The organism is Mycobacterium sp., assembly GCF_044223235.1.
Lineage (GTDB): Bacteria > Actinomycetota > Actinomycetes > Mycobacteriales > Mycobacteriaceae > Mycobacterium.
Window position 1 is genome coordinate 114,325 of record NZ_JBGAME010000014.1, and the last position, 12,167, is coordinate 126,491.

Below are 12,167 nucleotides of genomic sequence, written 5' to 3' on the forward strand. Positions count from 1 at the left end.
GCTCACGGTTCACCGCCGGATCCGGGTCATCTCGGGATCGACCACGGGTTCGGCGTGTACCGCCGCGCGGTAGCCGGTGCCGCGGTAGTCGACGGTGACCTCGTCGCCGGGTACCAAACCGGCGGGCAGCCATGCGTACGCGATGCAGCGGCCGACGGTGGCCGAATAGCCCGCGCTGGTGACGTATCCGATGCACTGCCCGTCGCGGAACACCGCCTCCTTGCCGAGCACCACCGCGGCGGGATCATCGAAAACGATGCTGCCCAACACGGTTTCGGGTCTATCTGCGCTGTCGAGGGCAGCCTTGCCGAGGAAGTCGTCCTTGTCCATCCGGACGGCGAATCCGAGTCCGGCCTGAGCCGGGGTGTGTTCGGCGGTCATGTCGGTGCCCCACCCGCGGTAGCCCTTCTCGATGCGCAGACTGTTGAACGCGATCCGGCCCGCCGCGATGGCTTCGTGCGGCTGACCCGCCTCCTCGAGCAGCTCCCACAGCGCCGCTCCGTGCTCGGCGCCGGTGTAGATCTCCCAGCCGAGCTCGCCGACGTAGGACACCCGCATCATGGTCACCGGAATCGCGCCGACATGGCTGCGGATGGCGCGGAAGTAACCGAACGCCTTGTGGGACAGATTATCCGGGCACAGCGGTTGCAGCATGTCGCGCGCCAGCGGGCCCCACAGCCCGACACAGCAGGTGCCGCCGGTGATATCGCGCAGAGTGACCGATCCGTCTCCGGGCAGGTGCCGGGTCAGCCAGTCGAGATCCAGCGGGGAGTTCGCTCCCACCTGGAACCTGGTGTCGGCCAGCCGGGCGACGGTGAGATCGCTTCGTATGCCTCCGGTTTCGTCGAGCAGCAAGGTGTACGTCACGGAGCCGACGCTCTTGTCGACGTTGTTGGTCGTCATCCGTTGCAGGAATGCGGCGGCACCGGACCCCGCGATCTCGTACCGGGTCAGCGGGGTCATGTCGTACATGGCGACGCGCTGGCGGGTCCAGTACGCCTCGGCGATCGAGATCGGCGACCAGAACATCGCCGACCAGTCGTCGCGCTCGGGGAACGGCAGCCCTTCTGCGCGTAGGCGTTCTGCCAGAGGGGCATTCGCCTGGAACCAGGCAGGCCGTTCCCAGCCGCCGCCTTCGTAGAAGAACGCGCCGAGTTCGCGCTGGCGGAAATAGAACGGGCTGGTGCGCAGCCCGCGCAGGGCGGTGCGGGACTGGTACGGGTGGATGACGTCGTAGACCTCGACGAATGCCTGCGAGCTGGTCTGCGCGATGAACCGCGGGCTGCGGGCCACGTCTTCGAAGCGGTACAAATCGCATTCGTGCACGTCGACCGACGGTGTGCCGTCGACGATCCATTCCGCGGTGGCCCTGGCGATACCGGCCGAGTGAGTCACCCAGACCGCCTCGGCGACCCAGAACCCGCTCAGTTCGCGGTGCTCCCCCATGATCGAGAACCCGTCGGGAGTGAACGAGAAGATGCCGTTGTAGGCCTCCTCGACCTTCGAATCATCCAGCGCTGGAAGTATCTTCACCGCTTCGGTCCAGGCGGGGGCGAAGTCCTCTTCGGTGAAGGGCAACATCGAGGGCATCGGCTCGCCGGCCGTGTCGGCTATCAGCGTCGACATGTCGACGGGCATCGGCTTGTGCAGGTAGGAGCCGATGCCCATCCTGTCGACGTGCTCCCGGAAGTAGAGGTCGCGGTCCTGGTGGCGCAGGATCGGCAGGCCCGCCTCCGCGAGTTCGGTGTTGCGCCCGACGAGCGCGGCGATCTGGCCGGTGCGCACGTACTGGTGCGCCATGGGTATCAGCGGCACGACGAGGCCAACCTGCTTGGCCAGTTCGGCACCCCAGAAACCGGCCGCGCAGACGACCACGTCGGCGTCGATCACCCCGTCCCACGTGCGCACGCCCGCCACCCGTCCGTCGCGGTCGACGACGCCGAGAACCTCTGTGTTCGGTAGGAATCGGGCACCGCGCGACTCGGCGCGGTGCGCCTGTGCCTCGGCCGCCCGCAGGGCTTTGGCCAGGCCGTCACCCGGGGTGTGGAAGCCGCCGAGGACGCGGTCGCGGTCCAGCAGTGGGTAGAGCGCCACGCATTCGGCGGGGGTGAGCAGCCGGCCCTCGATCCCCCACGCCGCCGCCCAGCCCGCCTTGCGGTGCAGGTCGGCCCACCGCTGCGGGGTCGCCGCGATCTCCAGTCCACCGACGGGGTTGAACGCCCAGCCGTCGGGATGGTCGAGCCCACTGAACTTTTCGACGGTGTAGCGGGCGAACGCCGACATCGTTTTGGACGGGTTGGTCTGGAATACCAATCCGGGTGCGTGGGAGGTGGATCCACCCGTGGCGAACAGCGGTCCCCGGTCGACGACGGTGACATCGGTGAGGCCGCGCATCGTCAGCTCGTCCGCCAGGGACGTGCCCACGATCCCGGCGCCGATGACGACCACCTTCTGCATGACCGGCCTTCCAGTCTGTTGCGAATTACGCAACATGTTCTGTCGGACGCGACAATAATTCCCCGGTCCTGTCGCGGAGTCAACAATGGCCTGGAAAATTGGTGTTGCGGTTCCCTGTGCGTTTCCTGTGGTCAGGTGCCCGCGGTGTGTTCCCGAAGCAGATCGGCGGCCTCGGTTTGATACGCGTGCTCGGCCCATTGCATCGGCGTGGTGCCGAACCGCAGATCGGTGGCGGTCGGGTCCGCTCCCGCGTCGAGCAACCGCCGGATACGGACGACATCGCCGTCCCAGGCCGCATGGTGCAGGGACGTGGCGCCCTGGCGGTCGCGTGCATTGGGATCGGACGGATCCGACGGTTCCGCGAGTATTGCGTCCGGCACGTCCAGTCCGTGCCGGGTCAGCAGGTGCAGCCGGTGGGCGAATCCGTGCTCGACGGCCCAGCCGATCTGCCGCTGCCACATCTGCTCACGGGTTTCCATCGCCTCTCCCAGCCGGCGCTCCCACGGGCTCGGTCCGGCATCGGCGAGGCCGGATGCGAACAGCAGTTCCAGATGCGAATCGTCGGCCCGGAACATGCGGTTGTAGAGCGTCTGCTGGTCGGCCGGGTGCGATCCGCGGGCCAACAGCAACGTCGCCAGCGGCTCCTCGAAACGGTGGCGGGGCTGTCGGCGGGGCCCCTGCTCGCCCTCGCCGAATACGCCCGTCAGCACGGTGAACGGGGTCGACATCCCGCGCCAGAGGTATCCCGCGTTCGGGTCGGCGCCGGCGTCGAGCAGCATCGAGGCGACGGCGCACACCTGCTCGACGCTGCGGTTCAACGGGGCGCGTGAGTAACACAGGTACATCAACGGAGCCCAGCCGAACGGTCCGCCACGGGCCCCGGCCGCTTCGCCCCGGGCCGCCAGGTGGCGCGCCAGCGCGATGGGGTCTGCTGCCGACGCCGCCGCCCAGATATGGCGCTCGACCAGGCCGGGATCCGACGCCAGCAGATCGGCCGCGGCCTGCCATCGCGGCGGGGCGTCGGTGCCGTCGTAGCGCAGCGATGCCAGGCTGCAGAACCGGTCGGCAGGGTGGAGGGCGTTTTCGTCGACGTCGCTCGGGTCGACGCTGAGGCCGGCAGCAAGCCGCAGGTAGTGCACGAGGGCCGGCCACCCGGTGAAGCCGTACTTCCGGGCCACGGTCAGCTGCGCGTCGTGCAGCGCGAACCGGGGTGGGCCGTCGGCGAGCGCGGCGTCGGGTCGCGGGTGATGGCGACGGACGGCCTGTAGTGCTCGTGGGTCGGTATCTCGGACGCCGCGCTGGAGCCTGCGGGCTTCGTCGCGCAGCCGGTCCAGCGAGGGATTGTCGGGCAGGGTGCTGGCCACGGTGCCTCCTCTCACACGCCCGGCGTCCGCGAGGTCGGGCCGAGAAGAGGTCGTGACGAACTCAACCACCTGCAGGGAGGCTGAGCCTCTTCGAGCGGACTTCGGGCGGTCCTGCGCGCCCAGTCGGACACTACCACCCCGAATTGACGGGGCTTCATGGTCCTCATGTAATCAAGTGGGATGCAATGCCTTTCGATGCTGCGCTCCGGCTCTGAGCATCCCTGTGCGCCGGCCTTATACCAGACCTTCTTGTACCCCGCGTGACGTTGTCCCCAATCCAGGATTCGTCCACAGGCCGGCCGTGACCCGCAGCCGCACGTCAGTGACGAGTGCGAAAATCGAAAGTATGTTCGATAGCGCGGTGGAGCTGGAGCCGGAAGCCCTGGCCGACGCTGATGACGACGCGGTCGTCGCGGCGATCGAGGGCTGGGCACGGGTTACCGCGGCCGCCGATGCCCGTCGGCTCGCCGCCATTGCGGAGTTGACCGAACGCCGCTGCGGAGATCCCGACGACCCCGATGAGCGATCCAAATGGGTTTGTGATCCCTGGGATTCGTGCGCCGGCGAGGTCTCCGCCGCGCTCAATATCGCGCACCGCCCCGCATCGGGGCAGATGCATATCGGACGTTCGCTGCGAGACCGGTTGCCGCGGCTGGGCGCGCTGTATCGCGCTGGAGCGCTCAGCTCGCGCACCGTCGCTGCGGCCGTGTGGCGCACCCGTCTCGTTGTCGAGAACGAAGTGCTCGCACTGATCGACTCGGCCATGGCCGAACGTGCCACGACGTGGGGCCCACTTTCGGACTACAAACTGACTCGGGCGATCGACGAGTTGGTGGTGCGCTACGACCCCTTCGCGCAGCGCGAGACCCGGGACAGCGCCGCAGGCCGCGACGTGCAGGTCGGGATTTGGGATCAGGACGACTCGGCCACCACGTTTGTCCGTGGCAGGCTGCTTGGCAGCGACGCGCAGGTGCTCCGCCGCCGACTCGCGCAGATGATCGCCGACGTCTGCGAGGACGACCCCCGCACGCACGCTCAGCGACGCGCCGATGCACTTGGTGCGCTGGCCGCGGGATCACTGCGACTGGCCTGCGCGTGCGGCACGCCGCAATGCCCGGCAGCAGGCGTGGACGATGGCCGTGCGCGCTCGCTGGTCGTCCACGTCCTGACCGATCAAAGTGCCTTGGGCCAATCGACGTCGGCGTCAGAGGCCAAGACCTCACCAGAGACTGGAGCCGACCGGCAGGCAAGTCCACCCCCGAACAACGCCGCCAACCCGCAGGACCACCAAAGCGTTGCGCCCGAGCATAAGTCGCAGCATGGCGGGACCCCCGAAGAGGCTGCCGAGCCGCTGCCACATGCGACGTCCGACGCCCAACCGTCGAAGCCGCCCGCACTGTTTCCGGCTGGCGGACTGATCCTGGGCGGCGGAATCATCCCCGCTCCGTTGTTGACGGAACTGATCCGCGCCGGCGCGACCGTTCGCATCCTGAAGAGACCGCCCGACGAGCCCGAACCGCACTATCGGCCCTCGGCGGCACTGGCAGAATTCGTCCGCTGCCGGGATCTGACCTGCCGCTTTCCCGGGTGCGACCGCCCGGCTGACTATTGCGACCTGGACCATGCCGTCCCCTGGCCGGATGGGCTGACCCATCCGAGCAATCTGCGTTGCCTATGCCGTCTTCATCACTTGATGAAGACATTCTGGGCCGGGCCCGACGGGTGGTCCGACCGACAGTTGCCCGACGGTACGATCATCTGGACGTCGCCGAGCTCACGTACGTATGTCACCCATCCTGGGAGTCGATTGCTCGTCCCGGGTTGGGAGCCGAGCACCGCACCATTGCCGCCGACGGATCCAGCCGCCAGCTGTCGCGCCACCGGCGACCGCGGCGCCATGATGCCCCTGCGCCGCCGCACCCGCATTCAGGATCGGCACGCGAGCATCAAAGCCGAGCGCGCCCGCAACGAAGCTCGCAGCCCCGCACCCGATACTGACGAAAAATGTTCTGATGAACCACTATTCGCTGATCGGCAACAGGATCCCTGACGTCCTTGTTTCCGGTAGGAGGTTGAGCGGGAACCGGGTTCGGGGTCGTCGCGTAACCAGCTATAGGCCGGACGTTGCACCAAAATATATCAACTGATATGTTTTAATCCGGATCCGCAATGACCCGCATTGGAAGTCTTGAGAGTTAAGGAGAACTAGTCGTGACCGCTGCAACCCAGGTCACCTCGGTCGTCGGCCTCGAGGACGAACAGCGGCTGCGCCGCGAGTTGGCCGCGGTGTACCGCCTTCTCGCCCACTACCGGATGACCGATCTGATCTTTACCCATGTGTCGGTTCGCCTGCCCGGCCCCGAGCATCATTTCCTGATCAATCCTTACGGACTGATGTTCGACGAGATCACCGCCTCCAGCCTGGTCAAGATCGACCTGGACGGCAACCTGGTCGAGGAATCCGACTATCTGGTCAATCCCGCCGGGTTCGTCATTCACGGCGCGGTCCATGCCGCCCGCGAGGACGCCCATTGCGTCCTGCACACCCACACCAGGGCGGGGTGCGCGGTCGCGGCCCAGCAGGACGGGCTGTTGCCGGTCAACCAGATTTCGATGGAGTTCCACAATCGCGTCGGCTACCACGACTATCACGGAATCGCGCTCAACACCTCCGAACGCGAGTCCCTGGTCGTCGACCTGGGTGACAACATCGCACTCGTACTGCGCAACCACGGCCTGCTTACCGTCGGCAGCACTCCCGCCGAGGCGTTTCTGCGGATGTTCTACCTGGAGAAGGCTTGCGAGATCCAGCTGGCCGCGCAGGCGGGCGGCAATCTGCGCCTTCCCAGCCCCGAGCTCGCGGAGTACGTCGCACGGCAGTTCGCCGGTGAGGCTGACGACGAGTTCACCGATGACAAGGCGTACGAACTTGCTTGGGCGGCCCTGTTGCGAATGTTGGACCGCATCGCCCCCGACTACACGAACTGACGAGCCACAACCGTCACCCCGGCGCGGACACCGCTCCGGCCGGGGTGATGCCGTTCAGGATGGCGATGAGGTTCTGCGCGCACTGTCTCGCCAGACGGGCGGCAACCTCCGGGGAGTACCAGGCGGCGTGCGGCGTGAGGTATGTGTTCGGCGCCGTCAGGAGCGGATTTGATGGCGACGGAGGCTCCGTGGAAAGCACGTCAAGCGCAGCGCCCGCAAGCCGGCCGACCCACAAGGCGTCGGCGACGGCATGCTCATCCAGCAGTTCGCCACGCGAGACGTTGACCAGATACGAACCATGCCGCATCGCGCGCAGGAAGTCGGTATCGACCAGTCCCCGGGTCTCATGCGTCAACGGAACGTGAAGGCTCACCACCCGCGAGCGCGCCAAGAGTTCGCCTTCGCGGACGAACTCCACTCCCGCGGCATCGCGCGGAGTCCTCGAATAGGCCAACACCGTCATTCCCAGGCCGATTGCGCGCTCGGCCAATGCCTGGGCGATCCTCCCGTACCCGTACAGCCCCAGCACGGTTGTTGCGATCCGGTCCGGAGGCGCACTCTTAACAGACCAAACTCCTTTCCGCACAGCAGAATCCAGGGGACGTACGGATCTAAGGAGCGCGCAGACGCCTGCGATGGCGTGCTCGGCGACCTCCTCGGTGCAGTAGTCGACCGCGCGCGTCACCGTGATCCGGCGGTCGTGGGCCACCTCCACCGGGAGGTGGTTGTAGCCCGCAGATGTTGCCGCCAGCATCCGCAGGTTGGGCAGCGCGGCGAGCGCGTCCGGCGCGAGGGTGGTTTCGGGACCGATCAGAAGCGCGATGATCTCAGGTCCGGCGATAGGCTCGACGGAGCACACGACCTCGACGTCGACACCGGCAGCAGCAACGGCCTCAGCGAACGCGTCGATGTCAATGAACGAATCGACCACCACCACAACGCCCTTGACAGCCATCAGGCGATCCTGGCGACAATACGCGCGACGGCATCGGGCCTGCTGATCATCGCCATCACGTCAGGGTCGAGCACCGCTTCAAGCGACAGGCCGTCGGTGAGCGCAGTCAGGTGCAGCACCGCGGTGTCGAGATCTTGACTCGCCGGAAGATCGCCGTCGGCAATCGCAGCGGCCAGCGTCTGCCTCACGAGATCCCGCCAGCGCCTGAGCAACTCGGCAATCTGTGCGCGCGCGGATTCCGATGCGGTGCCCTCCGCGTAGAAGAACAGGAACACCCGCGTCAGGGCCAGCCGGCGATCGTCCAGCGGCAACACCGAGCCCGTCAATGCGTGCAGCTTCTGCATCGCGGACGTATCGGATTCAGCCAGGATCGCGTTGTAGGCGGCATGCTGGAGTTCGCTGGCGCGAAGCAGGCCGGCATGGAGTAGGTCATGCCGAGAATCGAAGTAGTGATTGAGCACACCGATCGACCAGCCGGCTTCCTCGGCGACGGCTCTGGTGGTTACCGAGCCGACGCCGTTGCGCGCGGCCAGCGCGAGCACCGCGTCAGCAAGTTCCCGACGGCGATCTTCGTGAACGACGATTTTCGGCACGAGCGGCGCCCCTTTCATCCGTTCTGATTCTCGACAAACCCTAATGGCACGACGACCGGGATGTCCGCGACGGCCGGCGTGGTGAAATGACCGGCAGTGCTTCCCGTCAGCGTGAATCACGCGTAATCGAGTGGTCGGCCGCCGTCCGCAGCTGCTCACAAAACGACAAGACGAGCGGTTCGCGGTGACCGCGGCGATAGATGGCCGCGAACTGCGCCTGGTGGCCAAAGGCGGCGGGGCGCAACGGCTTCAGTCGGTTGCGGTCCAACCAGGGCTGTGCGTAATGCTCGGGCAGGAAGCCGATGAACGTGCCCGACAGGATGAGGATCAACTGCGCCTCCATATTCTCCACGGTCGCCGCCTGTGCGGTGAATCCCTGCTGTGCCAGTTCGCTTTGACTCCAGTACCCCCGGGTGACAATCCGCTGCCGGGTGATCACCTCGGTGGAGATGGCCTTCGCCGCGAAGAGCGGGTGCGCATCGCTGCAGTAGAGCCAGTGCTGTTCTCGGTGCAGTGGACGGCCGCTGAGTCCTGGCATGGGTGAAGGAAAGGTGCCGACTGCTACGTCGATGTCACCGTTGAGTATGCCCACTTGCAGCTCGTGCGGGGTTCGCACGGCCAGATCCAGATAAACGCCCGGATGATCGGAGGAGAACCGTGCGAGTGCGGTCGGCAGCGGCAGAGCCGCATCGGTGGCGACGGCGTCGATGATCCCGATTCTCAACGTTCCATGTAACTCCGTCTTCAACACTCCCGCATAGCGCCCGAGCCGGTCGAGCTCGGCCAGGACTCGCACGCATTCGCCGTGGTAGAGCGCACCCTTGCTGGTCAGACTGAAACCCCCGCGCCCACGATGGCACAGCACGACGCCCAGCTGCCGTTCCAACTGGGCCATGTAGGTACTGATCGCCGAGGCGGAAAGCCCCAGTTCCTGCTGCGCAGGGGCAAAACCCTGGTGGCGTACCACGGCTTCGAAGATGTGCAGCAGCTTGACGTCCGGTAGTGACGTTCGCACCACGACTCCTCTTTGCATCAGAAAAATCTAATGTGATTATTTATATCAGCTGGTTTAAATAAGGGGTAGTGGCTGCTTACGATCCTTCCAATGGGCGAGGAGCCCGCGATGTTCGGGACCAGCGCCCACCCCAGATGCTCATTGATTCAGAAAACACGAAGGGTCTGCCCATGGATGCAGCCGTCCAGCGGTCACCGCGCCAAACAGCGGCGGTGTTGCGCCCCGACACCGCGGCGGGCCCATCGAACCGCCCCGTCCACCGAACGCAAGCGAACCATCCGATGAAGCTGACTGACTATGACGCCGTGCTCTTCGGGCTCGATGGCGTGCTCGTCGACACCGCCGCCGTGCGCCATCGGGCGTGGTACGCGACATTCGAGGACTTCATCGACCGCTTTCCCAAGCGCCACGGTCCCATCACCCCATACTCGTCCCGAGACTACCGGCACTACCTGAACAACCAGCCGTCGCTCATCGGTATCGCGACGTTTCTCGATTCGCGCGGCATCGCACTACCGGCGGGCGAGGCACCGGACAACATGTATGCCTTCACCCACCATGGCATCGCCAACCTGCACAACCACATCCTGCGTCGTTTCGTCGAAGCGAACACGCCGCACGCCAGCGGCGGCGCCGCCGCCCTCCTCACGCATCTCGAGCGAAAGCGGGTGCCCGTTGGTGTCGTCACCGGCACGGGAAACTCGGAGTTGATGCTGCGGAGCGCACGTCTGCGGGGCAAGGTCGCAGTCCTCTTGGACGATGTCGCCGCAACCCTGCTAGACATTTCCTGCCCTCCGGCCCCGGCGGCCTACCTTTGCGCCGCTTCGCAACTCGACGCCCACCCACGCCGCACCTTGGTCGTCGACGCTACGACAGCCGGCGTGAGGGCGGCTGCGGACGGTGGATTCGTTGTTGTCGGCGTCACCGCCGGAGCAACCCGAGACGCGATGGCCCACTACTGCACCCGAGTGATCCGTAACATCAGTGAACTCCTCCTACGCGACAACACGTGTGCAGGTGACCCGTCAGGTTGACCCGTGGGCAACCGCTGCCGGATCGACATGCGATGCCCGAAGATCGCGATCATCTCAAATTCGTTGATTCCGTGTCATTTTCATCCGATCGCGATGCAAGCGTGCTCGGTTGCCTTGGGGTGAAACAGATTCCGGTGAGACCGAATCACGGTCGAAAGGTGCGTGTTGATCCGCTCAAAGGCATTCAGTGCCGCAGCGGTTGACGTAACGAGTTCTTTACATTGGCCGGTTTTTGTGTTCGCGGTCGCGAACCTACGTTTGGACGGCAGTTGCGCAGCCAATTGCGGCCGTGGGGTAACTCACCGCCGATACCGGTCGACGACACAGAAAGGGATTCGCGATGTCGGTTGTGCCACAGCACAACACGAGCAAACCCACCCTCGAGTGGACGTGGAGGATGGCGTTGGCAACAGCCGGCAGCCTTGGATGAACAGCGAGATGGAGCCTGGAAATGACAGTTGAACGACGCCGCCTGCTTGCCGGTGTCCCCGCCGCCGTAGTGGGCTCGGCCCTGCTCGCCGGCACCGCGACCGCATGTTCCAAACCCGCTCACAATGACACCGGATCCGTCGCGGGCCCGGAAGTGCATTGGCGCATGATGGTCAGTTGGCCCAAGGACCTCAGCATCATGTACGGCGGCGCCCAGTTTGTTGCCGACAGGGTGAAAGCTATGACGGCCGGCCGGTTCACGATGGACCTCTACGTCGAGGGCGACCTGGATACCAAGGACGACCTGATGACAGCTGTCAGCAAGGGTTTCGTCGACTGCGGGCACAGTTCGTCCGACTACTACGTGGACAAGAACGCCGGCCTCACCTTCGGCTCCGGCGCTCCGTTCGGGTTGACTGCCGCGGAGCACGCGTCCTGGCTGCGATTCGGCGGTGGGATGGACCTCATCGGGGGGATCTACGACACGTTCGGAATCGTTTATTTCCCAGCGGGTAACACCGGTTCTCAAATGGGCGGATGGTTCAACAAGGAGATCAACTCCACGGCCGATCTCAACGGCTTGCGGATGCGCATAGGCGGCATCGGCGCCGACGTCATGAAGACGTTCGGTGTCGTGCCCGTCGACGTGCCCTATCTGAAGCTTGCCGACGCCATGCGATCGGGCGAACTCACGGCGGCCGAATTCGTCGCACCATACGACGACGCTGCACTGGGGCTGAACAAAGTCGCCAAGTACTACTACTCGCCCGGCTGGTGGCAGATCGGTGATCAGCTCGATTTCATGGTGAACAAGAAAGCCTTCGATGAGCTGCCGGTCGAGTACCGGCAGATCATCGAGTCGGCGGCATGGGAAGCCAACCAGCGAGTGGTTGCCGAATACGACGCGAAGAATGGTGACGCGCTCGCCGGGCTGGTATCGGGCGGCACCATCCTGCGCGAGTTCCCCGTCGACATGATGCGCACCGCGTTCGCCGTGATGGAGGACATCCACAAGCAGGAGAGCGCCAAGAGTGCCGACTACAAGCGAGTGTTCGAGTCCTGGAACGCCTTCCGTTGGATGGTCAAGAAATGGCACGGATTCATCGAACGCCCGATCATGCAGGCCGACGTTTTCAGCAACCCTCCGCCGCCTCACTAGGATTTTTGAATTCGATTGGCGGCCGCCTCGCCGGCTGATCTGCCCGATCTGGTCGGGGATGCGCTCAGCGCCGAGTGCCCGACCCTTGTCCACTACGAGATCCGCTGAATCACGATAATTCACAACACTTTTGAAGGGAGTAGCGATGGACGTCGCTATCGTAGCCCTCTACC

General features: G+C 65.3%; 9 protein-coding genes. 4 read left to right on the plus strand and 5 right to left on the minus strand.

All coding sequences use genetic code 11. The annotated features are described in order from the left end of the window. Positions 1–9 precede the first annotated feature (9 nt). Both ADBZ6K_RS17325 and ADBZ6K_RS17330 read right to left on the minus strand, forming a co-directional pair. Entirely contained in the window at positions 10–2,457 is a 2,448-nt protein-coding gene (locus ADBZ6K_RS17325) for an FAD-dependent oxidoreductase (RefSeq protein WP_526348847.1), read from the minus strand. Between the two features lie 131 nt (positions 2,458–2,588). Then, a complete protein-coding gene (locus ADBZ6K_RS17330; RefSeq protein ID WP_526348849.1) occupies positions 2,589–3,821 on the minus strand; it encodes an ankyrin repeat domain-containing protein in 1,233 nt (410 codons plus the stop codon). Positions 3,822–4,122: 301 nt separating this feature from the next. On the opposite strand from ADBZ6K_RS17330, the gene ADBZ6K_RS17335 reads away from it, so the two are divergent. Together ADBZ6K_RS17335 and ADBZ6K_RS17340 are read left to right on the plus strand one after the other, a co-directional pair. Then, a complete protein-coding gene (locus tag ADBZ6K_RS17335) occupies positions 4,123–5,871 on the plus strand; it encodes an HNH endonuclease signature motif containing protein (RefSeq protein WP_526348851.1) in 1,749 nt (582 codons plus the stop codon). Between the two features lie 161 nt (positions 5,872–6,032). After that, positions 6,033–6,809: a class II aldolase/adducin family protein gene (locus ADBZ6K_RS17340; RefSeq protein ID WP_526348853.1), complete on the plus strand. Its 777-nt coding sequence runs from the start codon at positions 6,033–6,035 to the stop codon at positions 6,807–6,809. 13 nt (positions 6,810–6,822) lie between these two features. On the opposite strand, the gene ADBZ6K_RS17345 is transcribed toward ADBZ6K_RS17340, so the two are convergent. The 3 genes from ADBZ6K_RS17345 to ADBZ6K_RS17355 all read right to left on the minus strand — a co-directional run bounded on the left by ADBZ6K_RS17345 (position 6,823) and on the right by ADBZ6K_RS17355 (position 9,390). Then, on the minus strand, positions 6,823–7,764 hold the full coding sequence (locus ADBZ6K_RS17345; protein ID WP_526348855.1) for a 2-hydroxyacid dehydrogenase: 942 nt from the start codon (positions 7,762–7,764) through the stop codon (positions 6,823–6,825). After that, the gene (locus ADBZ6K_RS17350) at positions 7,764–8,357 is read right to left on the minus strand and encodes a TetR/AcrR family transcriptional regulator (protein ID WP_526348857.1); all 594 of its coding nucleotides are present in this window, start codon (positions 8,355–8,357) and stop codon (positions 7,764–7,766) included. The genes ADBZ6K_RS17345 and ADBZ6K_RS17350 overlap by 1 nt, the downstream gene beginning before the upstream one ends. A 106-nt stretch (positions 8,358–8,463) precedes the next feature. Beyond that, positions 8,464–9,390, minus strand: a complete 927-nt coding sequence (locus ADBZ6K_RS17355; RefSeq protein WP_526348859.1) for a LysR family transcriptional regulator — start codon at positions 9,388–9,390, stop codon at positions 8,464–8,466. 194 nt (positions 9,391–9,584) lie between these two features. Here ADBZ6K_RS17355 and ADBZ6K_RS17360 point away from each other — a divergent pair, with 194 nt between their 5' ends. Together ADBZ6K_RS17360 and ADBZ6K_RS17365 are read left to right on the plus strand one after the other, a co-directional pair. Then, positions 9,585–10,406: an HAD family hydrolase gene (locus ADBZ6K_RS17360; RefSeq protein WP_526348861.1), complete on the plus strand. Its 822-nt coding sequence runs from the start codon at positions 9,585–9,587 to the stop codon at positions 10,404–10,406. Positions 10,407–10,857: 451 nt separating this feature from the next. Then, positions 10,858–11,994 carry a TRAP transporter substrate-binding protein gene (locus ADBZ6K_RS17365; RefSeq protein WP_526348863.1) on the plus strand — a complete coding sequence of 379 codons (1,137 nt, stop codon included), beginning with the start codon at positions 10,858–10,860 and terminating at the stop codon, positions 11,992–11,994. Positions 11,995–12,167 lie beyond the last annotated feature (173 nt).

Excerpts from the sequence above, each read along its gene's own strand:
- ADBZ6K_RS17355 (WP_526348859.1), bottom strand. The coding sequence starts at position 9,390 with ATGCAAAGAGGAGTCGTGGTGCGAACGTCACTACCGGACGTCAAGCTG.
- ADBZ6K_RS17345 (WP_526348855.1), bottom strand. The coding sequence starts at position 7,764 with ATGGCTGTCAAGGGCGTTGTGGTGGTGGTCGATTCGTTCATTGACATC.
- ADBZ6K_RS17325 (WP_526348847.1), bottom strand. The coding sequence starts at position 2,457 with ATGCAGAAGGTGGTCGTCATCGGCGCCGGGATCGTGGGCACGTCCCTG.
- ADBZ6K_RS17365 (WP_526348863.1), top strand. The coding sequence starts at position 10,858 with ATGACAGTTGAACGACGCCGCCTGCTTGCCGGTGTCCCCGCCGCCGTA.